Annotated in this window: 20 protein-coding genes and 2 pseudogenes; 10 read left to right on the forward strand and 12 right to left on the reverse strand. The window is 71.0% G+C overall.

The window, feature by feature from the left end; all coding sequences use genetic code 11:
- Positions 1–469: 469 nt before the first annotated feature.
- From OHV05_RS03075 to OHV05_RS03085, 3 genes and pseudogenes are all read left to right on the forward strand, one after another.
- Positions 470–589 (forward strand): annotated as a pseudogene (locus OHV05_RS03075) (hypothetical protein); the annotation flags it as partial.
- Between the two features lie 35 nt (positions 590–624).
- On the forward strand, positions 625–1,551 hold the full coding sequence (locus tag OHV05_RS03080; protein ID WP_405016203.1) for a nitric oxide synthase oxygenase: 927 nt from the start codon (positions 625–627) through the stop codon (positions 1,549–1,551).
- Between the two features lie 3 nt (positions 1,552–1,554).
- Positions 1,555–2,157, forward strand: a complete 603-nt coding sequence (locus OHV05_RS03085; protein WP_405016204.1) for a hypothetical protein — start codon at positions 1,555–1,557, stop codon at positions 2,155–2,157.
- A 28-nt stretch (positions 2,158–2,185) separates the two neighbouring features.
- Here the strand turns inward: OHV05_RS03085 and OHV05_RS03090 are convergent, their stop codons facing one another.
- Together OHV05_RS03090 and OHV05_RS03095 are read right to left on the reverse strand one after the other, a co-directional pair.
- Entirely contained in the window at positions 2,186–3,010 is an 825-nt protein-coding gene (locus OHV05_RS03090; RefSeq protein WP_405016205.1) for a hypothetical protein, read from the reverse strand.
- 285 nt (positions 3,011–3,295) lie between these two features.
- Positions 3,296–5,287, reverse strand: a complete 1,992-nt coding sequence (locus OHV05_RS03095) for an RICIN domain-containing protein (protein ID WP_405016206.1) — start codon at positions 5,285–5,287, stop codon at positions 3,296–3,298.
- Between the two features lie 352 nt (positions 5,288–5,639).
- Between OHV05_RS03095 and OHV05_RS03100 the strand changes: the two genes are divergently transcribed.
- A complete protein-coding gene (locus OHV05_RS03100; protein WP_405016207.1) occupies positions 5,640–7,010 on the forward strand; it encodes a DUF2254 domain-containing protein in 1,371 nt (456 codons plus the stop codon).
- 33 nt (positions 7,011–7,043) lie between these two features.
- Here OHV05_RS03100 and OHV05_RS03105 read toward each other — a convergent pair whose 3' ends face one another.
- The 5 genes from OHV05_RS03105 to OHV05_RS03125 all read right to left on the reverse strand — a co-directional run bounded on the left by OHV05_RS03105 (position 7,044) and on the right by OHV05_RS03125 (position 11,125).
- A complete protein-coding gene (locus OHV05_RS03105; protein ID WP_405016208.1) occupies positions 7,044–7,955 on the reverse strand; it encodes a KUP/HAK/KT family potassium transporter in 912 nt (303 codons plus the stop codon).
- Between the two features lie 526 nt (positions 7,956–8,481).
- Entirely contained in the window at positions 8,482–9,717 is a 1,236-nt protein-coding gene (locus OHV05_RS03110) for a serine hydrolase domain-containing protein (protein WP_405016209.1), read from the reverse strand.
- Between the two features lie 120 nt (positions 9,718–9,837).
- Positions 9,838–10,227, reverse strand: coding sequence for a DUF1048 domain-containing protein (locus tag OHV05_RS03115; protein ID WP_405016210.1), 390 nt, complete (start codon positions 10,225–10,227; stop codon positions 9,838–9,840).
- Positions 10,228–10,229: 2 nt separating this feature from the next.
- Positions 10,230–10,559, reverse strand: a complete 330-nt coding sequence (locus tag OHV05_RS03120; protein ID WP_405016211.1) for a PadR family transcriptional regulator — start codon at positions 10,557–10,559, stop codon at positions 10,230–10,232.
- A 284-nt stretch (positions 10,560–10,843) separates the two neighbouring features.
- Positions 10,844–11,125 carry a winged helix-turn-helix domain-containing protein gene (locus OHV05_RS03125; RefSeq protein ID WP_405016212.1) on the reverse strand — a complete coding sequence of 94 codons (282 nt, stop codon included), beginning with the start codon at positions 11,123–11,125 and terminating at the stop codon, positions 10,844–10,846.
- A 199-nt stretch (positions 11,126–11,324) separates the two neighbouring features.
- On the opposite strand from OHV05_RS03125, the gene OHV05_RS03130 reads away from it, so the two are divergent.
- From OHV05_RS03130 to OHV05_RS03145, 4 genes are all read left to right on the forward strand, one after another.
- Positions 11,325–11,666, forward strand: a complete 342-nt coding sequence (locus tag OHV05_RS03130) for a VOC family protein (protein ID WP_405016213.1) — start codon at positions 11,325–11,327, stop codon at positions 11,664–11,666.
- 568 nt (positions 11,667–12,234) lie between these two features.
- Positions 12,235–12,591, forward strand: a complete 357-nt coding sequence (locus tag OHV05_RS03135) for a hypothetical protein (RefSeq protein ID WP_405016214.1) — start codon at positions 12,235–12,237, stop codon at positions 12,589–12,591.
- A 111-nt stretch (positions 12,592–12,702) separates the two neighbouring features.
- Positions 12,703–13,299, forward strand: a complete 597-nt coding sequence (locus OHV05_RS03140; protein WP_405016215.1) for a hypothetical protein — start codon at positions 12,703–12,705, stop codon at positions 13,297–13,299.
- Positions 13,300–13,747: 448 nt separating this feature from the next.
- On the forward strand, positions 13,748–14,821 hold the full coding sequence (locus tag OHV05_RS03145; RefSeq protein ID WP_405016216.1) for a phosphatase PAP2 family protein: 1,074 nt from the start codon (positions 13,748–13,750) through the stop codon (positions 14,819–14,821).
- 62 nt (positions 14,822–14,883) lie between these two features.
- Here the strand turns inward: OHV05_RS03145 and OHV05_RS03150 are convergent.
- A pseudogene (locus OHV05_RS03150) lies at positions 14,884–16,649 on the reverse strand (ABC transporter ATP-binding protein).
- A 681-nt stretch (positions 16,650–17,330) separates the two neighbouring features.
- Between OHV05_RS03150 and OHV05_RS03155 the strand changes: the two are divergent.
- Positions 17,331–19,760 carry an RICIN domain-containing protein gene (locus tag OHV05_RS03155; protein ID WP_405021379.1) on the forward strand — a complete coding sequence of 810 codons (2,430 nt, stop codon included), beginning with the start codon at positions 17,331–17,333 and terminating at the stop codon, positions 19,758–19,760.
- Positions 19,761–19,984: 224 nt separating this feature from the next.
- A complete protein-coding gene (locus OHV05_RS03160) occupies positions 19,985–20,887 on the forward strand; it encodes a TIGR04222 domain-containing membrane protein (RefSeq protein WP_405016217.1) in 903 nt (300 codons plus the stop codon).
- A gap of 19 nt (positions 20,888–20,906) precedes the next feature.
- Here the strand turns inward: OHV05_RS03160 and OHV05_RS03165 are convergent, their stop codons facing one another.
- The 4 genes from OHV05_RS03165 to OHV05_RS03180 form a co-directional block, all read right to left on the reverse strand.
- Positions 20,907–22,577 (reverse strand): protein kinase domain-containing protein, encoded by a 1,671-nt coding sequence (locus OHV05_RS03165; protein ID WP_405016218.1) that lies wholly within the window; start codon positions 22,575–22,577, stop codon positions 20,907–20,909.
- A 107-nt stretch (positions 22,578–22,684) separates the two neighbouring features.
- Entirely contained in the window at positions 22,685–24,196 is a 1,512-nt protein-coding gene (locus OHV05_RS03170) for an RICIN domain-containing protein (RefSeq protein ID WP_405016219.1), read from the reverse strand.
- A 393-nt stretch (positions 24,197–24,589) separates the two neighbouring features.
- Complete coding sequence (locus OHV05_RS03175) at positions 24,590–26,005, reverse strand: DUF692 family multinuclear iron-containing protein (RefSeq protein ID WP_405016220.1); 1,416 nt, start codon at positions 26,003–26,005, stop codon at positions 24,590–24,592.
- 36 nt (positions 26,006–26,041) lie between these two features.
- A complete protein-coding gene (locus OHV05_RS03180; protein ID WP_405016221.1) occupies positions 26,042–26,242 on the reverse strand; it encodes a hypothetical protein in 201 nt (66 codons plus the stop codon).
- Positions 26,243–26,449: the final 207 nt, after the last annotated feature.

Below are 26,449 nucleotides of genomic sequence, written 5' to 3' on the forward strand. Positions count from 1 at the left end.
GCCGTCCGGGTGATGCTCCGCACGGCGCCTCTGCGCCAGGCTGTGCGCGGGCGGCGTGAGCGAACATCGAGCTTTGGAGTGACCCCTGGCCCCGGGGTGGCCATCGCGTGGGCGGACGCTTTTTCGATCACTCCCCGAACCCTTGAGGCATACAGGAGTCGGTCCGTCCCCAACCCACCTACGGGCCCCGCTGCGCCCCCTCACCACTTCAAGCCCTCGTCTCGCACCAGCCGCACCCGAGCCGACAACCGTGTGCACGAGTTCCGTCAAAGCGGCGACGACCGGTTCCGCGCCATGGCCCTTCCGGCATAGCGTGCGACTGCGGGCAAATGTTTCGTACAGGCGAACTGGCCTCCCGCTTCTGGCCGTTGACCGGGGGCTCATCGCGACAACCTCACGTCTGTACGCACCACCGTCCACTCCCTCCAGCTCGCCCGCCGGGCCGGTGGCTGCCGAGGCCGAGGGCTTGGTGCGCCAACTCGCCGCCGAGGGGCACCTCTCGGCCGAGGCCGCAGAGCAGCGGATCGGCTCCGTAGCAGGCGAGTTGGCAGCGACGGGCGCCTACCGGCAGAGTGCCGAGGAGCTCTTTGAGGGGACCCGGATCGTCTGGCGGAACAGTCCCCAGTGCGTCGGCAAGTTCTACTGGCGGGTCTGGAGACCCGGGACTGCCGCGCGACCGGAGCCGCCGAGGGTGACGAGAGCGCCCTGTTCGAAGCCCTTGTCGACCACTTACGGCCGGCCTGGAACGGCGGCAGAGTCCGCCTGCTCCTGAGCGCTTTCGCCCCGAGCACACCCGACCGGCCCGGACCCAGGGTCTGGAACAGCCAGCTCATCCGCTACGCCGGCTACCGGCAGCCCGACGGGTCCGTCGTCGGCGACCCCGAGACGGCGGATCTCACCGCGGCCGCCCAGCGGCTCGGCTGGCGCGGCCGGGGCACCGACTACGACGTCCTGCCCCTGGTCGTCCAGCAGCCAGAGTGCGAACCCCGGTACTTCGACCTGCCACCGGACGCGGTCCCGGAAGTGCAGATCAGCCACCCCGACCACCCCTGGTTCGAACAGCTGGGCCTTCGCTGGCACGCCTTCCCCACGATCTCCAACCAGATCCTGGAACTGGGCGGCCTGCGCTACACGCTGGCACCCTTCAGCGCCTGGTACACCTGCACCGAGATCGGCGCCCGCAACCTGTCCGACACCAACCGCTACGACAAACTCCCCGAGGTCGCCCGGGGGATGGGCCTGGACACCGGACGGGACCGCACCCTGTGGCGCGACCGCGCGCTGCTCGAACTCACCGTGGCCGTACTGCACTCCTACGACCAGGCCGGCGTCTCCATCGTCGACCACCACTTCGCCACCAAGCAGTTCGTGCGGCACGAGGAACGCGAGTACAAGAGCGGTCGCAGCTGCCCGGCCGACTGGTCGGCGATCGTGCCGGCCACCAGCGGGTCAGCCACCCCGGTCTGGCAGCGCCGGTGCGAGCCGACCAGGGAGCTCCCCAACTTCTCTCCCCACCAGGCACCCTGGCCCACCGGCGGTGCCGAGGGCTGAGCGATGCAGCTCGGCTCGTTCGTGGTGCCGGCCGGAGCGGTCCTCAACCTCTGCGGCAGTGGCGTCTACGCCGTACGGACGCTGCGCGGATCGGTCCGGCCCAACCCCGTCACCCGGCTGCTCTGGGCCATCGCGCCAGGCGTGGCGTTCGCGGCCCAACTCGCCCACCACGTCAGCCGGCCGGCCCTCACCACCCTCAGCGTCGGGCTCGGCCCCCTGCTGGTCTTCCTGTGCGCCCTGAGCCGCCCGGGATTCCGCAGCACCCGGCCGACCCCGGCCGAACTCTGCTGCGCAGTAATCTCGTTGGGCGCACTCGTCGGCTGGTGGATCACCGCGGACCCGGACACCGCGCTCGCCCTGAGCATCCTGGCCGACGGCTGCGCCGCCGTCCCCACAGTCGTGAAGTGCCACCGCCACCCCGAGACCGAAGACCGTACGGTCTACGCTCTGACGGCTCTCAGCTCGGCGCTGACCCTGGCTACACTGCCCACCTGGACCTTCACCGCCGCAGGCTTCTCCTGCTATCTGCTGACGCTCTGCGGCACCCTGCTGGTCCTGCTGCGCCGCCTGCCGGAGTCCTCCGACCTCGGTACGCTCCGGCCCTGACCGTCAGCGCGGCTCTCCCCCACGTCCGTCAGGGCGCGGTCCACTCCCGGCGCTCCCCGGTCGTCGGCAGCAGCACCGGGCCCTCGACCCGCGCGAACCGCCAATCGCGCGGCCGGGCCCGGCCCCGCCGATCGGTGTCGCGGATCCGTAGCCCGTCCCCGGCTCGGCTCAGCTCGGGGTGCAGGTGGGCCCCGACGCGATGCGGCAGGGTGGAGCGGACGATCTCCCAGCGGTCGGCGCGGATCCGGCCGATCGACACCTCGCAGTCCAGCAGCGCGGCCGCCTCCGCGCGGCGACCGCAGCCCCGGACCTGCTCGACGAGGGGGACCAGGAGCGTGGGCAACGGCACGGACCGGTCCCGGGCGTAGCAGAACCAGGAGCCCACCCGGACGAGCAGGCCGGCGCAGCCCTCCTCCGAATCGTCCAACAGGGCGGCCGCCGGGGAGCCCGGTGGCCGCTCGACGGGCTCCCAGTGCTCCAGATAGTCCTCGTGCAGGCCCTCCTCGACCAGCACGGCGCCTTCCCAGTGCAGGGTGCCCGCGTCGGGGAGCGGGGCCGAGGGGTGCAGATCGATCCTGCGGACCCAACCGAACGCCTCGCCGTCCTGCTCCAAGGTGCCGGCGAACGCCTTCTGCCCGCACAGCGCCAGCAGTTGTGGGCGGTCCAGGTCCTGCAGAGACGTCCCTCCGACCCTCTCCTCGAGACCGGGTGGCTGCCGCAGATCCCCGAACAGCGAGGGGCCCTGGACCCACGTGGTGGCGGTGACGCGATCCGTCGAGCCGTCCGCCTCGCGGGCGAGTGTCCGGCGCCAGACACCGTGCAGATCCGCGAGGGCAGGGCTGGGCCTGGACATCAGTACTCCGTACCTCGGGTCCTGACGGACGGGGTGGAAGCCGGACGCGAAGCCGACCGGGAGACCACGCTACGCCCCGGCGGCCCCGGGTGGCAGCCGATGCACCGACCGACCGGGGTACGACGGACTGCGAGGGCAGTTGCAAGTGTCCAACCGGTCAGGGAAGGACGTTGGCGCCGGGAAGGGTGTTGGGCGGCAGCCGCACGGCTACCGCCCAACACCCTGACCCCGACCCCGATGAGACGCTGCCTCAGGTGCCGGGTGGGCACCCTCAGGGACTGTCGATCAGAGCAGTTGGAACGACCATTCCTGCTTCCAGCCGCCCTCGCAGCTCCACACGCCGAGTTGCTTGAAGTCGGAGTCGTGGGTGAGACAGTCGTCGTCGGAGATCCGTATCTGGTACTTGCCGCTGCCGAGGCTGACGAACTCCCACTTCTGGTTGGAGGTGTTGCCCCACGCCTGCTGCTCTGCCACGTACGTGTCCGGGTTCTCGGTGAGATTGAACCCGAGGTCGTTGACGATCCGGTAACGGCCCCCGCCCAGCGGCTTGATCGTCCAGGTGGACCCCTTGTACCCGAGGATTCCGCCCACGATCGGGGAGCCCCAGCTCGCGGTCTCGTTGGGTGCCGTCGCGCCCAGCCCGTTGGAGAGCTTCAGGAACAGCGGCCGCTCGGTCGGGATGCTGGAGCCGCCCCCGGTCGGCGGGGTGGTCGGCTTCGGGTCCGGCTTCGGGTCCGGCTTCGTCGGCGTGGTCGGGTCGGTCGGGGTGATCACGCCGCCGGAGGTGGACTCGAGCACCCACTCCTGCTGCCAGCCCGACTTGCAGGTCCACACGCCGAGCTGCTTGAAGTCGGCGTCGTGGGCCAGGCAGTCGTCGTCGGAGATCCGGATCTGGTACTTGCCGTTGCCGACCCCGAACAGCTCCCACTTCTGCTTGGAGGAGTTGCTCCACGGCTGGAGTTCCGCCAGGTAGCTGCTGTTCTCGGTGAGTTCCAGCCCGTAGGAGCTGGTGATCCGGTAACGGCCGCCGCCCACCGAGGCGACCTTCCACTTCGATTCGTTGCCACCCCGGATCCCGGGGACAACTGACGCGCCGACGGAGCCGCTGACCGGGACAGCGCCCAGCCCGTTGGAGAGCTTCAAGTACACGTCGGCGCCGTTGGCGGGCGGGGTGGTCGGGTCGGTGGTCGGCGGGGTGCCGCCCCAGGCCCAGTTCTGGTTGGGCGCGTCCCGATTGTCCTCGGAGCCGCAGGCCCAGGCCGCCACCGTGCTGCCGTTGGCGGTCCGGCCGCTCAGGTCGTCGATGCAGACGTCCTTGGAGCGGTCGTCCTGGTCCGTGATGTGCCGCAGACTGCCGCTGGGCGACATGTACCAGCGTTGGCCGGGGATTTCCAGGCAGTCCCAGACCTGGAGCTTGGCCCCGTTGGCGGTCGTGTTGCCCGCCAGGTCGAGGCACTTGCCGTTGGCTGCGCGGAGCTTGTAGCCGTTGTAGGTCCACTTCTGGGCGTCGCCGTTGTTGCACTCCCACATCTGCACGGGGGTGCCGTTCGCGCTGCCGTTGCCGCTGACGTCCAGGCAGGCGTGGTAGCCGGGGCCGGCGGAGTCGGGGGTCAGGCTGCCGGTCTTGCCGGCGTAGCCGGACCGGGCGGGGAAGTGGATGGTGCGCACGTCGCCGTCGCACTTGTAGGGCCGCGCGGTGTTGGCCCGGCAGGTCCACGGTTCCTTCTTGACGCTGTCGCCGTCGTTGCCGACGAACGCCCAGTTCAGGTACCCGCCGTCACCGCGGTTGCGGAAGGTCGAGTCCCCCTGGAAGACCCAGATCCGGAACTTGTCGTAGCCGGACGGTTCCTTCTTCTCCGCGTCCAGGTAGTGGTTGAGCTTGTAGGTGGTGTCGAGCAACACCCCCTTCATGTCGGCCTTGTGCTCGTTGGTGAACCACTCGGTGTCGTACAGGTCGGTGCCCACGGTCTTGAACACCATGACGTTGAACCCGGGGAACTTCTCGCTCAACTTCGTCGCGGTGCTCTGGGTGAACTCCGCGTTGTCCAGCTTGTTGAGGTTGGCGGCCCTGCGCATGAGCCTGATGGTGTCGAAGGCGGAACTGATCAGCGAGCTCATGCAGTTGCCGCCACCCGGCACGGCCGGGGTTCCGCAGGTCTTGTCCACGGGAGCGGTCGGCGCCGGTGCGACCTGGGCCTGGGCGGTCAGGCCGGAGAGCATGACGACTGCGGCGACCCCGCAGGTCAGGGCGCGTTTCAGGCGGGACAGGGATTTCATCTGAGCAAGATCTTTCTTGTCGAAGAAGTTGGATGTTAGGCCCCGAAATCCTCCGTACCGCGGCTCCTGACGACATCCATACGGCCGACCCCCAGCAGCTTGACGCCCGTTCACACGCCACCCCCCGGTCCGGCGGGAGCTGCGGGCCGGATCGGTCCTGGGCGGACTTGACGATGTGCCCACGCCGGCCCCGAGCCGCCGCGGCCCGGCGACGGGATCGACTACCCTCCTCGGCAGGTGAGCCGGGAAGTCTGGTCGGCACAGGCCAGAACTCCGTCATCGTCCGGGAGACCCCGATGCGCACCGATCCCCGTCCCACCCGTGCCGGCATACCGTCCGGGCGAGCCCGCTGATGCGCGGCGTCGCGATCTTCGAGGCCGACTGGCGGCGGGAGCGGCTGCGCACCAACCTCTGGCTGGTCCCCGCGCTCCAGGCGCTGGGCGCGGCGGTGCTGGCCACCGTCACCCTCCTGCTGGACCGCGCGGTGTACGACGGCCATTTCGCCCTGCCCAGCTGGGTGTTGAGCGGGGCTGCCGACGGTGCCCGGCAGATCCTGACCACCATCGCGGCCGCCATCATCACCGTGGTCGGTCTGGTCTTCTCGATCACGATCGTCGCCCTGACGCTGGCGTCGACCCAGTTCGGGCCCCGGATGCTGCGCAACTTCATCCGGGACCGGGGTACTCAGCTGACTCTGGGCGCGTTCGTGGCCACCTTCTTCTTCAGCGTGCTGGTACTGGTCTCGATCAGCCCCGGATCGCACGGCGACTTCGTCCCGCACCTGTCGATCACCACAGCGCTCGCCCTGACCGTGGTCGACCTGGCCGTGCTGATCTACTTCATCAACCACATCGCCACCATGATCCAGCTGCCCCAGGTCATCGCGGGCATTGCCGACGACCTCGCCCGCGCCATCGAGACGCAGGGCACCGTGGCCCCCGCCGTGTCCGGTGGGCCGGACGCCGGCCCGTCCCAGGACGAGTTGGTCAAGCAGATCGAGTCGGCCGGGGCCACCATCACCACCTCCGCCAGCGGCTACCTCCAGTACATCCGGCACGACCGGCTGGTCCGGATCGCCACGGAGTCGAACGCCGTCATCCATCTCCCGTACCGACCCGGCCACTTTCTCGTCAAGGGCCAGCCGCTGGCGGTCGTCTGGCCGGCCGAGGCTGCGCCGGACATCGCGCAGAAGCTGGCCCGAGGGCACGTCACCGGGCCGTACCGGACGCTGACCCAGGACGTGTCCTTCGGCGTCGACCAGCTGGTGGAGATCGCCCTGCGCGCCCTCTCGGCCGCTGTCAACGACACGTTCACGGCCCTGACCTGCATCGACTGGCTGAGCGAGTGCCTGTGCCTGGTCACCACCGGCTGGCACCCGCAGCGCGTCCACCGCGACGCGGGCGGTCGGATCCGGGTCATCGCCTACCAGGCCGACTACGACCGGCTGATCCAGCGTGCCTTCGAGAAGATCCGCCAGTCGGCGCTCGGCATGCCTGCCGTGATGATCCGTCAGCTGGACGCCCTCCACAAGATCATGGAACAGACCTCGCTGCCCGACCGGCGCCAGGTCCTGCTGGACCAGGCCGCCATGATCCTCCGGGCCTGCGACACCTCCGTACCCGAGCAGGCCGACCGCGAGGACGTTCACCGCCGCCACCGGGCCCTGCTCGCCCTGCACGCCCAGGCCGAACTGAGCTCACCCGTACCGGTGGCCCAGCGCTGAGAGAACCGGGGCCGCGGCGGCGGAGCCCGGCGCCTACACCTCGATGTGGGAGCCCATGATGACCGTACGGTCGCGAGGAAGCCCGAAGTACTCGGCGGCGTCGGCCGTGATGTAGGAGGTGGCGATGAACAGCCGCTTGCGCCAGGGTGCCATGGTCGGTGCCTTCCCCCGGCGGAGCTCGATCTTCGACAGGAAGTAGGACGCCTGGTCGAGTTGGAGCTGCCCCTCGGTCTGCGCGGAGTCGAGCGCCGGCACTCCGCCGCTGTGGAGCCGGTCGACGAACTCGCGCAGCGGGCCTTCGTGCCGGGCCCGTTCCGCGGTGACGAGCTCGCGCCCGCGCTGCCAGGTCGTCATGACGGTGAACGCGGTGAGACCGATCAGCAGCGGCAGCCAGGCGCCGTGCAGGAGCTTGGTCGCGTTGGCCGCCACGAACAGCAGGTCCACGAAGAGCAGCACGGTCGCGCCGATGGCGACCAGCCACACCGGGGTGCCCCATCGCGCGCGGGCGATGCAGAAGAACAGCAGGGTGGTGATGGTGATGGTGCCGGTGACCGCCATGCCGAAGGCGAAGGCCAGCGCGGCCAGGGCGGCGGTGGCGCGCCGGCCGCGCGGTGAGCCGGATCGCCGCAGCAGGGTGATCAGCGCCATGATGCCGCCCTCGCCCTCGTTGTCGGCACGCATCGCCAGCAGCACGTAGGTGACCAGCACGATGATCACCACCGACCAGAACACCAGCGACACCACCCCGTACACGTTCTCCGGGCTGACCGGGACCGGATGCGGGTCGCTCGGGTTGAAGACGGTCTGGAGGGTGTAGATGGGGCTGGTCCCGATATCGCCGAACACCACCCCGAGGGCACCGACCACCAGCGCGAGGCGCGCCGTGTCGTGCCCGCTCGGACGTTGAGTGTCCGGCAGCCCCGGTGCCGCACCGCGATCGGCCATGGTGGTCCTCCTCCGTACCGGCCGCTGGGCAGCGGACCCGGCCCATCCGGGCGGACGACACCGCAGCGCGACGGCCGGACAGTCGTACGCCGCACCTTCCACCAGGTGGCCCGTTCGACATCGAGAGGCTGTCAGGAGTGACCCACCGTCAGTCGACGGCTCCCCCGAGCAGTTGGCGGAGATCGCGATGCGCATGCCCCCTCCAAGCAGATGTCCGCACCCCGCGCGGCAACAGCGGGGCGTGGGCTTCCTGGATCTCGGAGTCGTCGGCAACGGATTCACCGGGGCAGTCGAGAGGCCCCACTCCGGTGGTGCGGAGGACGCGCGGCACCGCTGCCGGCCAGGTCGTATCGGAGTCCGCCCCCTGGCGGACTCGTCTTCCCCGATACGACCGTTACACCGAGCACCCGATGGCACTCCGCGCGTCCCCTTCACCTACCGCCGGTCGGTCACCTGCACAGGCATCGCAGCCACCGGTCTTGACGCATCGTTGGCACCGGTCCTGGCAGCTCGAACGGAGCGTTCGTCAGTCGTCGATTGCCTGGTAAAGGGTGGTCCAGAAGTCCTGCATGGCCCGCGCCGAGTCCGGGGTGGACATCCCGGTCTGGGTGAGCAGGATGCCGACCAGCTGGTTGTCCGGGTCGGCGTAAGCGGTGGTGCCGGCCCCGCCGTCCCAGCCGAACTGGCCGATCGGCGCGTAGTCGCCCCGGTAGGTGCGCACCGTCATCCCGAAACCCCAGCCGCCGGTCTGCCCCTGACCGTACGACAGGTGGACGACGCTGCGCGCCCAGGCCTGGATGGCGGCTGTCTGCTCGGGCGTGAGGCGGTTGGCGGTCATCAGCTCGACGGCCGGCCGGGACAGGATCCGCTCGGTGCCGTGCATCCCGCGGTTGAGCAGCATCCGGAAGTAGGCGTGGTAGTCGTCGACGGTCGAGTCGAGTCCGCCGCCGGCGGACTGGAACGCCGGCGGCTTGCTGTGGTGTCCCCCCTCGGCCGGGTCCTCCACGGTGAACGCTCCGGTCTGCGGGTCGGGGGCGTACAGCGGCGGCAGCCGGTGGATCTTCTCGGCGGGCACGTGGAAGCCGGTGTCCTTCATCCCCAGCGGCTCGAAGATACGCTCGCGCAGGAACGCCTCGAACGACTGGCCGGTGACCCTGGCCACCAGCACCCCGAGCACGTCGTCGCTGACGTTGTACAGCCAGCGCTCCCCGGGCTGGTTCATCAACGGCAGCGTGCCCAGTCGGCTCATCCACTCGTCCGGCTCCACCGCCGGCAGCATCCATCCGTTCTCGCCGTAGATGCTCCGCTCGAAGTACGCGGTCATCATCGGCGAGCCCATCGCCGTCGTGTCCAGCCCCAGCCCGCAGGTGGCGGTGAGCAGGTCCCGCACGGTGATCGGACGTCGGGCCGGCACGGTGTCGTCCAGCGGGCTGTCAGGCTGCCTGAGCACCCGCCGGTCGGCCAGTTCCGGCAGCCAGTGATCTATCGGGTCGTCAAGTCGCAGTCGGCACTCGTCCAGCAAGACCATGGTCGCGGCGACCGCGACCGGCTTGGTCGTCGAGGCCATCCGGAAGATGGTGTCCCGGCGCATCGGTGCGCCGCCGTCGTGACGCATCGTCCCGATCGCCTCGACATGGGTCTCCCCACCCCGGCCGACCAGGGCGACGAGTCCGGGGATCTTCTTGGACTCGACGTGCGCTTCCAGTACCTCACGCAGTCGGCGCAGCCCTGCGTCGGACAGGCCGTTGTTGCCGTTTCCCATCGTGAATCTCCTTGCACGCAGTGGTCGGTCCCGGCGATGCGGCGCGCGGCGGCCGGGCAGGGCCCCGCGGCGGCATGGAACGTGCTGCTCGCCCCTCGGGGGCGACGTGCTGAGGTGCGGTCAGACCGGCCCGTCCGCTGTGCCGGTCCCGTTGCCGGCGGCGCGCTCGAGCTCCTCGATCAGCTGCTTGCGCGCCCGGGCGGGGACATAGCCACCCTCCGAGTAGTTCCGGGCGAACTCCTCGACGAAGTCCACCGGGTCCTCGCCGACGACCTCGCGGATCGGGGTTCCGTTCACCGCAGCCTGCTCGAACAGGTCGGCGAGGTCCTCGAACATCGCCGCGTTGCTGTCGCCGTCGGTCGGCACGAAGTGCATCAGGTGCCGCTCGATCGCCTCGACCGCCGTGCGGTAGCCCCCGGGCAGCTCCTTGACGCGCGCCTTGTACGCCCGCCAGCGCTTCTTGGGCCCGATCAGCTTCGAGATGAAGCCGGTGTTCTCGACATCGGACATGGTCACTCGCCCCCTTCGCGGAGCTGTTCCAGTCGTTCCGTGAGGAAGCTCCAGGTCCTCCAGAACTCTTCGAGGTACTCCCGCCCCTGAGCGTTCAGGGAGTGCACCTTGCGCGGCGGCCCCATCTCGGAGGGCACCTTCTTCACATCGACGAGACCGCGCTTCTCCATCCTGAGGAGCAGCGCGTAGATGGTCCCTTCGGCGATGTCGGAGAATCCCTGTTCCCGCAGCCGTGCCGTGATCTCGTAGCCGTAGGCGGGCCGGCCGGCCAGCGACGCGAGGATCATGCCCTCCAGCGTGCCCTTGAGCATCTCCGTCAGCAGCTTGGCCATGGAACACCTCCTCCCTGCGCTAGCTAGCGCCGTTGAGTACTGGTATACCGTAACGCTGACTACCGGTACTTAGCAAGACGGAATAGTGAGGGTCCAGGCCGGCGGCGGGGTTTACGGAGCTCCTCCGGCTCCACCCCGGCACGTCCACTGTGTCCGCCTCGCCGGCGAGGGCCGCGATCCTCCGCGAGGCGACGTCGTGCAGCCGCACCGCGGCCGAGCGGCGGTGCACGCAGCGCCCCAAGATCATCCACGGCTGATCCCGGCGTATCCCGGGCCATCCCCCTTCAGGGTCCGTGGCGGCAGCCGAGGCCCGGTTCGGTGATCAGATGGCAGCGGCGCGAGGGGTCGGCCTCCAGCTTGTGGCACAGCCCGGAGGCGTAGACGCGGAGGTGGTGGGAGTTCCCCTCCCGCCCAGGACCCCCGACCTCGCCCACGATCTGATCCTCCGTCACCACCCGCCCCGGAGTGGCGAGCAGCAGAGCGATGCTCCTCCACTCGGTGGGAGTGAGTCGCACAGGTCCGTCGAGGCCGGTCGCCACAGCCGCCGGCAGGTTGGCTTTGTTCACGTTCAGCAGCAGCGTCTGTCTGCGTGCTTGGGCAGCACTTGGTGATCACCGGGCCTCGGAATGTTCACGAGAGACAGCGTCAGCTTGTCCTTCGACATCCGGCGTTGAACGGCATCTCGAACGCGACTGGCCACTTCGCGGTCTGCGGGACGGCAGGACCACCTCCGGAAGCACGCATGAAGATGTGATGATGCCGAGCATGGCTATCGATTCAGTGGTTGTGCGACAGCGTGTCGAGGGCCTGGATGCGGCTGTGCCGTTCTACGAGAAGTTGACCGGAAGCACCGCATCGCGGTTCGCCTTTGCCGGCGTCACGCTGGCAAGCGTCGGTCCCTTCCTCCTGTTCGCCGGACCTGACGAGGCGGTGCAGCGGGTGGCGGGTGTGGCGGCGACTCTCGCTGTCGCCGACCTGGATGCCGCAGTCAAGGAAGCTGGGGCAGGGGGAGCTGAGATCGTGATGCCCATCCAGCCCACTCCGAACGGCCGCCGTGCAGTGCTGCGGCACCCGCACGGCGGGGTCTTCGAGTACGTCGGCCCCTGACCTTGTTGTTCAGCTGAGCGTGTCGTTTCGCCAGGCGCAATGCATGGGGACGGCCCGGCGGGCGGCGGGCCGTCGAGGCAGGTAGCGCCAGAGATCAGCTGGCCTTGGCCGATTCCTGGGCGCTGGCTCGGGCGCCGGCGAGGCGGTAGGAGTCAGTGCCGGTCTCGATGGAAGTTGCTTCCGTGGCGCGGGCCAGACCGAGCCCACGGCATTGCGGACCGTCCGCCACGACACGTGAGCCGGCCCGGAGGCGGGGTGTGCTTCGTCCGGGCCGGCTCGCCCGGTCAGTGTGCTGAGGTGTGGTCGTTTCTGCTCATGCCAGGGTCACCCGCTACCGCAGGGACCTGAAGTTCGGGAAGCCGACCCGCCAGACCGTCCACGGCCTGACCGACCTGACGCACCAGCAGGCATCCCCACACTGCATCGGAGCTCTCGCAAGGTCGGAGCGGATGATCGAGAACCGGCTCCACTCCATCCGTGACACCGCCTTCCGCGAGGACGCCTCGAAGGACCGCACCGGGCACGGCCCGGAGAACACAACCCGTCCTTCGGCGGGTCGGCAGGCAACATGATCTCCACCGCCTCGGAACTCAATCGCCTCTTCGGCGCCCTGCTCAGCGGCCGGCTGCTCCCGCCGGCCGAACAGCGGGAGATGTTCGCCACCCGGCCGACCCCGCCGAACACCTCGATTCCCGGCACGACGTACGGCCTCGGGGTGACCTCGGCCGAACTCCCTTGCGGTGCCACGGCCTGGGGCATGGGCAGCGCCATCAGCGGCTCGTGGTCGTACACCTTCGGCACCCGGGACGGCCGGCACCTGACCGCCCAGAACGTCAACGGGGACTGGAACAACCCGATCGGCTTCTTCGCCGACGTCCTGACGGCGGAGTTCTGCTCGGGCCCGTGCGCCGGGACGGCGAGCTGACCGAACGCCGAGCGCGAGGGCGGCGATCGGCTCTTCGGGGGGGGTGGCGGCAGGAGACGTGGCCATGTCAGGCTCACAGCTCCAACTGGCAGGCTCATCAGGGGAGTTCACATGAGAACCTTGCAGCAACAGCTGACCCGACTGCTGACCGTCGTCGCCCTCCTGCTCGGCGGCCTGGTCCTGACCGGCGCCCCGGCCGCGACAGCGGCCGTACAGCAGGCGCAGAGCGGCGCGACCACGACGATCTGCGGCTACACGCCCGTCCCCGCCGGCTGGGTGATCCTCGGTCAGACCTCGGCCGGCTGCAGCGGCTACGGACAGCGCACCATCATGCAGCTCACCACCGAGACGACCGTCCAGGCGTGCGCCAACTCCCCCATCCCGGACGGGTGGGTGATCACCTCGATGCAGAACGTCACCGGCTGCGGCAGCTTCCCGCAGTACACCCTCCTGAGGATCACCACCCAGACCACCGTCACCGACTGCGCCCAGTCCGCGATCCCCGGCGGCTGGGTGGTCACCGCGATCCGGACCTCCGGCACCCCCTGCGGGACGTACGGGGTCTACACCATCCTGAAGATCACCGACGAGACCGGCGTGCAGGTGTGCGGAAACTCCACGATTCCCGTCGGCTGGACCGTCACCGGCCAGGGGTCGGGCTCGCAGTGCGGGGTCTACGTCGTCTACAACATCCGGAAGACGGCCTGAACCCACCCGGGCAACCGGCCGGTCGGCGGCACCACCTGCCGCCGACCGGCATGCTCCGGCCACGCACGGGCCCGAAGCGCAGCCGCCCGCGCTCCCAAGCGACCATCAGGAAACTCTCAGGTAAGGCTCATCCGTGCGTGGCAGGCTGCCTGGGCGCGCGTGGGCCCGATGCCCACCCGCAGTCCCCGGAGAGTTCGTTCGTGCGTATTCGCTCCATGACCCCCGCCCCCGTACGCCGCCGCCCCGCCCCGCTCGTACGCGGGGACACCGTCACTCCCGCGCCAGGCTCCCCTGAGCCGGTGACCGAGGTGCGGCAGGGCGCGCTCCGGAGGGCGCGAGGAGCAGCTGTGACCACACCGGCACGGAGCTCGCACGCACCCCCCTGCCCGGGCTCTCCCCCCTCCCGCAGCACCACCCGACCGCATCCTTGACCCGAGGAGACGCGCCCGTGACCGAACTCCACCCGTCCCCCTCACCCACCACCGTCACAGTCACCGCCCCCACGCCACCGCCACCGCCTCCGTCGCCGTCGCCGCCACCGACGCTGGCCCTGGCACCGACCCCGAAGCCGGCCGGCCGATGGCGGTTGCTCCGCTGGGCGGCCTGGCCGGTCTACTTCACGCTGCTCGCCCGGTGGACGTACGAGAACGGCCTGGCCTACACCGAGGACCTGGTCTTCCTCTGGCTGATCGGTGCCCTGCTGGCAGCCGCCGTGCACGGCGGTGAGGGCTGGCGCCGCACCCTGCTGGTGCTGCGCGACTGGGTGCCGGTGATGGCGGTGGTGTGGACGTACTCGCTGCTGCGCGGTTACGGTGCCCACACGCCCTGGCTGCCGCACCTGCGGCCCCAGTTGGCGTTCGACACGGCGCTCGGGTTCGGCCAGACGTGGACGGTGCGCCTGCAGCACGCCCTGTACACCCCGGGCGCGGCGCACTGGTACGACTACGCCGCCGTCACGGTGTACATGTCGCACTTCTTCATGGTCTTCGTGCTGCTCGCGGTGCTCTGGCGGCGGAACCACGCCAGGTTCCGGCACCTGCTCGGCTGCTACCTCGCCGTCACGTACGCAGGCTTCCTCACCTACGTCCTCTACCCGGCGGTGCCGCCGTGGATGGCGGGCGCCCAGGGCGACACCGCCCCGGTGACCAGGATCGTCGGCGACGTGCTGGCGCAGGCCGAACTGCCGCGTGCCGCCTCCGTGTTCGAGGACGGCAGCCGGTTCGCCAACGACGTGGCCGCGATGCCCTCGCTGCACGCCGCGTACCCGATGCTGATCGCGCTCTTCTTCTGGCCGACCGCCACCCGCCGGGTCCGCGTGCTGCTGGCGGCGTACCCGCTCGCGATGGCGTTCACCCTGGTGTACGGCGCGGAGCACTTCGTCATCGACATCCTGGTCGGCTGGGTCTACGCCGTCGTGATCCACCGCGGCGTCACCCGCCTGGTACGGCGTCGGGCAGCGGGCCGCGCCCTCCGCGCGGTGCCGACCGTCCAGCACCGCAAGGTGCTCAGCGCCCCGCGCTGACCGGACCCGCCCACCCGGCGCTGACCGTCGCCCCCCGGGGGCAACGGTCAGCGCCGTCCGGCTCAGGCCAGTTGGGCCGCCTGCAGCCCCGCGTACGCGCCGCCGCTCCGCAGCAGCTGGTCGTGCGAGCCGATCTCGGCTATCCGGCCCTCGTCCAGCACCACGATCCGGTCGGCGCCCTTGATGGTCGACAGCCGGTGCGCCACCACGAACACCGTCCGGCCCCGGACCAGCCGGCCCAGCGCCTGCTGGACCAGTGCCTCGGAGCGCGAGTCCAGCGCGGAGGTGGCCTCGTCCAGGACCAGGACCCGGGGGTCGCGGATCAACGCCCGTGCGATGGCCAGCCGTTGCCGCTGCCCGCCGGAGAGCCGGGGCCGCGCTCACCGACGACGGTGTCGAGCCCCTGCGGCAGCCGGTCGATGAACTCCAGCGCGTTGGCGTCCCGGAGCGCCGTCCGGACCTGGTCCTCGGTCACCTCCGGCAGGCCGTAGGTGACGTTCTCCCGGATGGTGCCCTCGAACAGGATCGACTCCTGCGGCACCACCGAGACGAACTTGCGGTAGCTGCGCAGGTCCAGCGACTCCATGTCGGCGCCGTCCAGCAGGATCCGGCCCTCGGTGGGGCGGAGGAACCCGATCACCAGGTTGAGCACCGTCGACTTGCCCGCGCCCGAGCCACCGACCAGGGCGATGGTCTCGCCCGGACGGACCGTCAGGTCGAAGGCGCTGACCGACGGCGGCCCGGCCTCCTCGTAGCGGTAGCCGACGCCTTGGAAGTCCACCCGGCCACGGATCCGTTCGACCTCCGCCTTGCCGGAGTTGACCTCCAGGTCGGGGGCCTCCAGCACCTCGCCGACCGAACGGACCGACGCCAGGCCCTTGCCGATCACCGGGGTCAGGCTCATCAGGCTGGTCACCGACCCGGTCAGGGTGGTGAAGTAGGCGCTGAGCATGACCACCTGCCCGGCGCTGACGTTCATCCAGCCGTAGTACGCGACCAGGGCGGAGCCGGCCAGGCAGCCCACCCCGATGGCGTTGAGCAGGATCCACGCCAGGGCACCGAACCGGCCGTTCAGCAGGTCCAGTCGCAGCCCCGCGCTGAGCACCGAGCCGAGCGTCCGGTCGACCCGGCGCAGCGCGGTGCGCTCCAGCCCGTGCGCCCGGGTGATCGGGATCAGCGTGGTCATCTCGTTGATCCGCGAGGAGAGTTGCTCCACCTGCACCCGGAACGACTCCTTGTCGGACCGCAGCCGCTCCCGCAGCCGGTCCACCAGCAGCGCGGAGGCGGGCACGATGACCAGGAACACCGGCAGGAAGGCCGGTGCCTGGAGCGCGACCACGACGACGCCGCCGACCAGGGTGGCGACGGCGCCGAGACCGAGGTCGGCGGTCTGCTGGGACGCGTTCTCGATGCCCTCGACGTCCCGGACCACCTTGGCCTGCAGGACACCCGCGCTCACCCGCGAGTGGTAGCCGATCGACAGTTGCTGCATCCGGTGGCAGAGCGCCGAGCGCAGCCGGGTGCCGGTACGGCGGATGCTGCCGTGCATGCAGCGGACGTAGAGCAGGTGCAGCGGCAGGTTGAGCAGCAGGATGACCAGCAGGACGGCGGCGTTCCACCACAGCCCGGCGATCGGCCGGTGCTCGACGACGACGTCGATGATGTTCGCGGTGATCAGCGGGAGCAGCCAGACCGGCGTGTGCTTGGCGAAGTACACGACGACGGCGAGCAGCACCCGTCGGCGGTCCGGCTGGAACAGGTAGCAGAGGGTACGGATGGGGTGTTCGCCACGGTAGCGGTGGCTGAGCGGGCCTTGCGGCAACGCCATGAACGTCTCCTGGGGACGGAGTTCGGTACAGCTGGGGCCTGAGGGTTGCGGTCATCCTCCCAGCGCGGCCCGAACACGCAACAGCCAATTTCCGCACCCGGCCCCGGTCCCCCTGCCCGCATGCCCCGGCCGCCGGGCGAGGGGAGCCTGCGGCGGCCGGGTCTGCGCGACGGGGCGGTCCCGGGCCTCCGGGCCGACACCCGGGACCGCCACCACCCCCTCGTCTGACCGCGCACCCGCCGGTCAAACCTGGCGATTCGTCAGGCCCCCCTGCCCGCTGCGGTCGCACGTGCACCGACTGACGTCCCCGACCTGCCACGATGCCCCTGACCGCCCGTCCGGGGAACGCCGCATCGGGCCGTGCGCCACCCGACCAAAGATGCAACATTTTGGTCGATCGTGTTGACATCTGCTCGATACCAGGCCGGATACTGCATCTAACTGCAGACCTCGCGGTGTCGCAGCCTTCATCCCCCACCCGCTCCGGTGCCGTGCAACCCCCCTCAGCGCACCTGCCGCCCGGCCCGGAGTACCGACCAGGAGGGCCACCCCGTGCCACGTCCCCGCCCATGGGCCGCACCCGTCCCCCACGACCACCGCGGCACAACTCCGCCCCCGCATAAGGAGACCCCCGTGCCGTCCCGCCGCAGCAGGCTCGCCGCCTTCCTCCTCGCCACCACCATGACGGTGACCGGCGGACTGCTCGCCCAGAGCACCGCCCGGGCCACGCCCCCCACCTCCGGATACACCGTCACCGTCGGCGCCAAGGGCGCCTGGACCCACCCGACCGACACCCCGGCCTTCCCCTACATCGACAAGGACGGCACCTTCTACTACCAGCAGGCCGCCGCCCTCTACGGTGCGAACCAGGGCCGGGTGTGGGACTTCTACTCGGGCGGCAACCTGGACACCGCGACCTTCAACACCACCCTCAGCAACGCGGTGAACCCCGCCAACGCCAACGACAGGAACAACGACACCACCTGGCGCTGCAACAACAGCCCCACCGGTCTGGAGGCCACCGCGCCGCCCGCCGGCTCCGGCTACTCCCAGAAGAACTTCTGCGACCTGGCCGGCCTCTGGGTCGATCCCGACACCGGCGACTGGTACGGCCTGGTGCACAACGAGTTCACCCCGCAGCCCTTCGGCGACGGCCTGCACTACGACGCGATCGACTACGCCGTCTCCACCGACCAGGGCCGGACGTGGACCATCAAGGACCACGTCATCACCTCCCCGTACGGCACCAAGCGGGGTGACACCACCGCCTTCCCGAACCAGACGTACTACTACGGCGACGGCGACCAGCGGCTGTTCGTCGACACCGCCTCCGGGTACTTCTACGTCTTCTACGGCTCCCGGGTGGTCGACAAGAGCGGCAGCTGGAAGGCGTTCCACGAGCACGTCGCCCGGTCGCCGATCTCTGCCAAGATGGCGCCGAACTCCTGGCAGAAGTGGTACGACGGCGCCTGGTCCCAGCCCGGCAAGGGCGGCCAGGAGAGCAACATGGTGCCGGTCGGGACCACCGGCGGCACCGGCTACACCCCGGCCGCCGCCGAGTACAACCCGGCGAACACCGGCACCGCCGACCAGCAGGTCGCCGCGGGCAAGATGCCCGCCACCTCGCCGCTGTTCGTCATGGACATCACCTACAACGCCCACCTGGGCCTGTACATCGGCGAGCCCCAGGCCGTCGACCAGTCCGGCAACGCGCCGCAGGAGCTCTACGCCACGGACGACCTCACCACCCAGAAGTGGTACAAGATCGGCGACACCGGCAGCTACCACACGGCTTCCTGGTACCGCTGGTTCCTGGACAGCGTCAGCAAGACCGGCAGCGGCATCGTCGGCAAGAACTTCCGTACCTACTGCTCCTTCGGCTGCTCGGGCGGTTCCAGCAGCGAGTACGTCAACCTCGCCGTCGACAACGCCACGCCCGCCGCACCGCCGGTGGACGTGACCAAGGCCTACCGCATCGCCAGCGGGGCGGGCCGGGTGCTCGCCCAGGTCTCCGGCAGCTCCGCCACCACCTCGGTGGCGGCCGCCACCGGTTCCGGTCTCGAGACCTGGAGCTTCACCGGCAACGGTGACGGGTCCTACCGCGTCACCAACGGGTCCACCGGCCGGCTGCTCGGCGTCGACTCCGGTGTCACCGCGGGCCGCGCCTGGGGCGCCAAGCCCACCGTCACCGCCGCCCCGGCGGGCGGACCCTCCGTCGGCCAGCAGTGGTGGGTGATCCCGGGCAGGTCGACCACCAACACCCCCGACGGCACGTACCGCCTGGTCAACCGCTACAGCGGCCTGGCGATCGGGCTGTCCGCCGACACCGCGCGCCCGGCCGAGACCACGCCCACCCGGTTCTGGACCAACACCACCGGCAGCCCGGTCGGCGCGAGCCGCACCGCCGCCGAGCAGGCCCTCACCCTGACCGCGACCGGCAGCGTCCCCGAGACCGTGTCCGTGACCGGTCCCGGCAACCAGTCAGGCAAGGTCAACACGGCGGTCTCGCTCCAACTCACCGCCACCGACTCGGCCAACAAGCCGCTCACCTTCTCGGCGACCGGCCTGCCCGCCGGTCTGTCGGTCAGCCCCGGCGGCCTGATCACCGGTACGCCCGGCAGCACCGGCAGCTCGACGGTCACCGTCACCGCCTCCTCCGGGACCGCCACCGGCACCGGCACCTTCACCTGGTCGGTCGGGGTGGTGGCCGACGGCACCCACACCGTCGTCAGCTCGGGCAAGGCCCTGGACGACCCGGACCACTCCACCGCCTCCGGCATCCAGCTCATCACCTGGACACCGAACGGCGGCGCCAACCAGAACTGGGTCTTCACCCAGCAGAGCGACGGCTCCTACCAGCTCGTCAACGGCCTCTCCCAGCTGTGCGTCGACGTCAGCGGCGGCTCCACCGCGGCCGGCGCCCAGGTGCTCCAGGCGACCTGCACCGGGGCGAGCAACCAGCGCTGGCTGGTCAGCACGGTGACCGGCGGATTCAAGATCACCTCTCAGAAGAGCGGGCTCCTGCTCACCACGGCCTCGACCTCCAACGGCGCCAAGGTCACCCAGCAGCCCGACACCGGCAGCGCCCTCCAGCGCTGGACCATCAGCTGACGGACCACCACAGACCCGGGTCCGGACCCGCTGCCCCGCCCCCGGACCCGGCCCGCCCGAGGCGGTGGGTGCATCCCCTGCACCAGCCCACCGCCTCGGGCACCTCCATGACTGATGAACCGTCACATCCCCTCTTGGGAAACCGACTTCGATCCTTCGGCCACCGGGTGAACCGGACGCTTCCGGGGTAGGGACCGTGCGTCGCCTGCGCTGGGGGGGAACGAATGGATCTGATCGGATCCGGGCCGGGCCTGGCGGCCGGTTCGGTGGCGGCGGTGCTGTCGTTCGCCGTCCTGTTCTCCTGGCGCCGGGCGGTACGGCGGGCCTGGCAGGCCCTGGCCGCGACCGCGGGCCCGCCGCGCCCGGCCACCGCCGAGCTGGACCTGTACGAACTCGCCTACCTGTACAGCGGCATGGGCCTCCACCGGGCACCCGCCGTCGCCCTGGTACGGATGCACACCGAGGGGCGGATCAGCCTGACCCGCAAGCAGTTCGGCGCCTTCTGGTTCCGGGTGTCGGATCCGGTGCCCCGCGACGAGGTGGAGGGCGTGCTCCTCGCCGAGATCGCGCGGACCAGGAAGGGCCGGCTGCCCGACCGCCCGGGCTGGGACCGGAATCCGCCCGCGCACCTCGCGCGGAGCTTTCGCGAACGGCTGGTGACCGAGGGCCTGTTGACCGAGCGGACGATGCCCGCCGGCGTCCTGGCCGACTCACCCGCCGCCGTGGTCTGGCGGGCCGGGCGGCGCCGGGTCCGGCTCCGGTGCGTCACCGTCCTGGTCGCCCTACTGCTCACCGGCGTGGCCGTCGCCGTCCTCTCCCGGGCCTGGCTGCCACTCGCCGCCCAGGTCGCCGTCCTGCTCGCGGCAGCGGTCCGACGCCGACCACCGGAGCACTACGGCCGCACCGACCTCGGCCGGGCCCTGGTCGCCGCCGCCCAGGCGCGGCCACTGCCCGCCGACGCCGAACTCCTGCGCCGGGTGGCCACCCAGGGCCTGGAGCACGGGCTCCCGGCGGGCCACCCGCTGAAGCCCGTCCCGCCGCCACCTCCTTCCCCGGCTCCACCCCGCGAACCGGACCCGCCACGGCAGGAGTTCAACCTCGACTCGACCGGCCTCGGCGGGCTCTGAACCCCGTGCCACCGTGCGGTCAGCCGGACTTGACCACCTTGAGCACCTTGCCGGTGGCGCCCACGTTCAGATAGCCGCCGCCGCTGTACTCGTCCGAGAGGTAGTACCGGATGGTGATCTCGTCGGCGAACCAGCCGTACGTCACGTTCAGGTAGCGCGACTTGGGGCTGGGGACACCGAGCTCGGTCTGGGCCTTGGCCATGACGGTGGGGATCTGGTTCCAGTCGATCTTAGCGAGGTCCACCGGCTTGTCGTTGCTGCCCACGGTGCCACCGGGCTTGCTGGTGAGCTTGCCGGCCCGGTAGTTGACGTCGTCGTAGTGCTTGGGGTTGTCCTTGGTGATCACCCTCGCACTGGCGTACTCGGGGTAGATCAGCAGCTGGGTGACCGTGGCGGTGCCGGTGGCCGAGCGGATCTCCTCCACCAGGCCGCGGGCACCGTCCGGGGTGAGCAGGTCCTTGGCGGCGGCACCGGACGCCTTGGGCGTACCGCTGGTGGCGGGAGTCGAGGCGGCACCGCCGACGGCGGTGCTGCCCGTACTGGCACCGGTGACCCGTGGGGAGGAGCCGGCGGCCGCGCGATGGTCGAACTTCAGCAGCCCGCTGCTCAGCGACCACCCCAGCAGACCGACCAGCGCCACCCCGGCCACCGCCCCCAGCACCGGGCCGGTACGTCGGCGGGCGCGCGGGCGCCCCGGCAACTCCGGCTGCGGCCAAGGCTCCTGACCGCCGGTGGCCTGCCCGGGCACCCGGTCGACCGGGCCCGTGGCGGGGTGCGGCACGACACCGGTGAGCTGGGTGGGCGTGTACGGGACGGCGTCCTGCACCCCGGCGCCGCGCGTGCCGTCGATGCCCTGCTCGGCCGCGGCCAGCAGCCGGTCGAGCTCGGCGGCGTCGGGGCGGAGGGCCGGATCGCGGGCCAGCAGCGCGACCAGGGTCGGGCCGAGCGGGCCGCAGCGCACCGGTGGCGGGAGCGGCTCGTCCAGCACGGCGGCCAGGGTCGCGAAGGTGGTGGCGCGGCGCAGCGGGTGGTGGCCCTCGACCGCGACGTACAGCATCATGCCGAGCGACCAGAGGTCGGAGGAGGGGTTGCCCTCCTGGCCGCGGATCCGCTCGGGGGCGATGAACTCGGGCGAGCCGATCAGTGCCCCGGTCGCGGTCAGGCTGGTCGACTCGGTCAGCGCGGCGATGCCGAAGTCGGTCAGCACCGGGGTGCCGTCGGCGCGCATCAGCACGTTGGCGGGCTTCACGTCGCGGTGCTGGATACCGGCGGCGTGGGCGGCCCGCAGCGCGGAGAGCACCCCGCGGCCGATCCGGGCGGCCTCCTGCGGCGCGAGCGCGCCCCGGTTCAGCCGGTCGTGCAGCGAGCCGCCGGAGACCAGCTCCATCACCAGCCAGGGATGGGCGAGTTCGGCGTTGTCGACGATGTGGTAGATGATCACCACGTGCGGGTGCTGGAGCCGGGCCAGCGCCTGGGCCTCGCGCAGCACCCGCTCGCGCAGCTCGAAGGCCGCGGCCGGGTCGGCGGCCAGCATCGCCAGGTCCGGCGAGCGGACCTCCTTGAGCGCCACCTCGCGCTGCAGCACGATGTCCCTGGCCCGCCAGACCAGGCCCATGCCACCGCCCCCGAGCCGCTCGAGCAACTCGAAACGGCCGTCGACGAGCCGGCCTCCGGGACCCCCTGTAGTCATGGCGGTCATCGTAGGGGTTCGGGCGGACAGCTATCGAACGGACCGGTGGGTGAGCGGCACTCGCGTGGTCGGGGGCCGCCGGCACGGCCCCCGACGTCAGCGGTCCGTCAGGTGAGGGCGGCCCAGTTCTGGGAGTTGGCGGTGCCGGTCGGGTTGGCGGTGACCGCGGCGCCGGGAGTGTCGGCGGCGCTGTCGAGGGTGTAGCCGGTGGCCGGGTTGGTGATCGTGTAGGTGCCGCTGTTGTTCTGGGTGACCTTCCATTCCTGGTACGGGCTGGAGGAGTTGACGGCCCGCAGGGTGGTCTGGCCGCCGGAGGTGGTGGGTGCGGTCAGCACGAGGTGGTCCGGGCAGCCGTCGATGAGCTTCGCGGTCCCGTTCGCCTCCGCCCGCAGCGTCCACTGCTGCTTGTTGCGGGTGGGGTCGGCGGTGGCCAGGACGGCGGGTGAGCTGGCGGAGGCGCCGCACTGGTCGGAGCGTTCGACGGCCAGTCCGCCGCCGTTGGTGAGGACGTGGGTCCGGCCGTCGCCCACCGGTGTGGGGCCGTAGTTGATGGCGTGGGCGGCCAGCGCGGTGAGTGCGCTGCCGGTGGTGGACAGCGCGGGGTTGGCGGTGGGCCGTCCGGTCTTGAAGTAGTCGGCGAAGGTGGCGGGCTTGCGGGCGGTCATCACGCTGATCGTGCGGTCCCAGCCGCCGTCGACGTTGTTCCACAGCTCCAGCAGCGCGCCGTCCACGTTGCCCTGGACCTGGTCCCCGGTCTGCCAGCCGGTGGTGTAGGTGAAGGACTGGCTGCCACCGTCGGGCCACACGTAGCGGGAGTCCTTCAGGAGGTAGGCGGCAACCGAGTCGGCGAAGCCCTCGGTCCAGGCGCAACTGGCGGAGCTGACCTTGTCGACGTAGTGCGGGCTGCAGCCGGAGACCGCGGGGAACTGCCCGTTGTAGAGGCGGTGTTGGAAGAAGTGACCGGCCTCGTGGAGCACGGTGTGCTCGGAGTCGGGGGCTGCGGCGGGGAGATAGACGGTGTTGGCCAGGTCGTAGACCGGGCCGTCGGCCGAGTTGGCGGTCCACCTGATGTTGAGTTCGGTGCAGGCGTCGTTGTTCGCCTCGTGGGTGGACCAGCAGTCGCTGACCGGGTTGTTGCGCGCCCACCACAGCAGGTTGACGGTGTCGAAGGCGTGCCAGGCCCTGGCGCTGCTTGCCTTGAGGGTACCCAGGTCGGCACTGGCGGCAAGGTCCGACCTGGTCGGCGAGTCGAAGGTGTACACGGCACCGTTGCCGTCGCTGACCTTCCACAACTTGGTGCTCTCGGTGCTGAACCGCACCCAGATGCTGCTCATCGGGGTGGCGGTGGGGGTGTAGCAGAGGTTGAAACCGCCGTCGGCGACGGCGGTGTACCGGTAGTCGGCGGTGAGCGGGCGCGGGGCGTCGGTGGCCTTCTCCTTGCCCCACAGCTGGATGTTCGCGTTGCGGACCGGCTTGGTCAGCGTGGGCTTGCCTCGGCCGGCTTCGGCCGACTCGTAGTCGTAACTGAGCTTGCCGCTCAGACAGATGGGGGTCGCGGCCGCGGCGCTGGACGCCGTCAGCGGAACGACGGCGGTGGCGACGAGCAGGGCGGTACTCATGGCGGCGAAGCCACGAGGCAGCCGAAATCCGATGGCCACGGGTTTCCTCTCATAGGGGCGTTGCAAAGTCCTGCCGGTGCCCACTGGAACCGTCCGACGGAATCCGGCCCGGGCGGGCGGGCGACCTTCCCAAGTCACCCTGGATCACCACGGAAGAGCAGTTCCTGATCAGGGCAGCCGGACTCAGCCGCTGCGCCTGACGGCCGACGTGGACAAGGACGGAAGCCCGGCTCTCGGGCCACCGACCAAGTTGTAGTCACACACGGTTACGCCAGGTAGCCGCGGTCACGCCCCTTCACCCGGACGGCCCATCGGCTTCACCCGCCGAAACGATCATTCACGCGTAGCCGTCCGCCGGACCCCGGCCCCGCTCGGGGCCGCCGGGATCGCGGCTCACCCGGCCGGTGCACCCGCCCGGTCGTCCACCAGCCGCAGTCGGTAGCTGCCGCGCAGTGGGGCCACCGGCAGCCGCCCGGCGCCGAGTTCGGTCAGCAGCACGGTCGGGTCGGTGCCGAGGGTGACCGTGCGCGGCTCGCCGTCCAGCCGGACCAGCATCAGGCCGAGGTCCAGCGCGAGCACGTCCGGCAGCAGCGGCACCGCCGGGCAGCTCCGCCCCAGGTGCTCGGCGAAGGCGAGCGCCTCCTCGGTGGCGAACAGCTCGGGGGTCCGCTGCCGGGCGTACCCGGCCATCAGCCCCCGCACCCCCGCCTCCCCCAGGGTCAGCAGGAGCAGCCGGACGGTGTGCACGAGCGTCCCGGCCAGGGCGCCCGCGCGGAACTCCAGGATCAGTTCGCGCAGCAGGTCGATCGCCGGGTCGGTGGCCAACTCCCGCTCCAGCGCGGTCCGGGGCTCCCGCCCGACGGCCAGCCCGCCGAGGGCGGCCTCCCACTCCTCCGGCGTGGCCCCGCCCGTCGCCGGGTCCGGCGAACGGCGCGGTGCGGGCGCGGCGGCCGGGACCGCCGGGTCCACCGGCCAGATCGCCCGCAGTCGGTCCGTCAACTCCCGTACCGCGCCTGCCTCCAGGCCCGGAGCGGCTGAGGCGGTCAGCTCGAAGAGCACCGCCCGGAGCGCGGGCAGCCGGGGCAGCACCCGTTCGGCGAGCCGCAGCAGGTCCTCGTCGGGCAGACAGCTGTGGGCGTCCAGCCAGTAGCCGCGGTGCTCGAACCCGCCGGCCAGGTGGACCTCCCAGACCCGGTCCAGCGGGAGTTCGGCGAGCAGCTCCTCGACCGTGCAGCGGCCGTTGCGCTCGTTGGCCAGCACGTTGTGCAGGTCCAACAGCAGCCCGCAGTCGGCCTGTTCGGCCACCCGGGCGGCGAAGGCGCCGTCGCCGAGCTCGTCGACCCGGGGCCTGAGGTAGTTGGTGCCGAGCTCCACCGCGAACGGGACGGGGAGCGTCTCGGCCATCGCCCGGACCGACCGGACGCTGCGGCGTACGCCGGCCGGGGTCTGCCGGGGCGGCAGCATGAAGCCGGTCCGGAAGCCCTCGGCCCCGCCGACCCGGTTGAACGCCAGGTGCTCGCTCACCCAGGGAACGTCCAGCCGCTCGGCCAACTCGCCCAGCAGCCGGACGTGTTCGGCGTCCGGCAGCTCCGAGCCGCCGACCGGGTCGCCGACGCTGTGCAGCAATCGGGCCCCGGGCAGGTCGGCCAGGCGGCGCAGGGCTTCGTCGTCGGTCGCGACGGTGCCGTCCGGACGGGTCCGCCAGAAGGTCTGCGGTTCGACCTCGATCAGGTCGAGAGCGTCCCCGCACTCCTCCAACAGCCCTTCCAGGCCCCGGACATAGGTGAGCCCGACCCCGAGCCGCGCCATCGCCCCTCCCTTACCCCCGGCCGCCTGGCCGCCGGCTCAGCGGCCCCGGCCGGAGCTGCCCAGGGTGAACTCGGCCGACCGGCCGAACGACCAGTCGAAGCCGGAGTGGCAGCTCGGGCAGTTGTCCTGGTTGACGGCAGCCTTGACCGGCGCGGCCATCCGGTCGAGGCCCTCCGCCGCCGAGAGTGAGAGGGTGATCTCGGCCGGAGCCTCGGTGACGAGCACGGTGGACGACACGGGGTACCTCCTGTCCGGCACCCGCATTCCCGGGCGCCACTGGCGAACGACGTGGCAAGAAGCATGCCGCGAATCCCCCGGAATCCCGCGACCGGAACCGCGAACTGCCGCCGAACTGCCGGTCCTGCTCGGCGGCCGCCGGCCACCCACCGAGCGCTTGCCGGCGGGCCTGGCAACGCAGGACCCCGGAGGGGATTCGCGCCCCCT

The sequence above is a fragment of the Kitasatospora sp. NBC_00070 genome (genome assembly GCF_045041205.1).
GTDB lineage: Bacteria > Actinomycetota > Actinomycetes > Streptomycetales > Streptomycetaceae > Kitasatospora.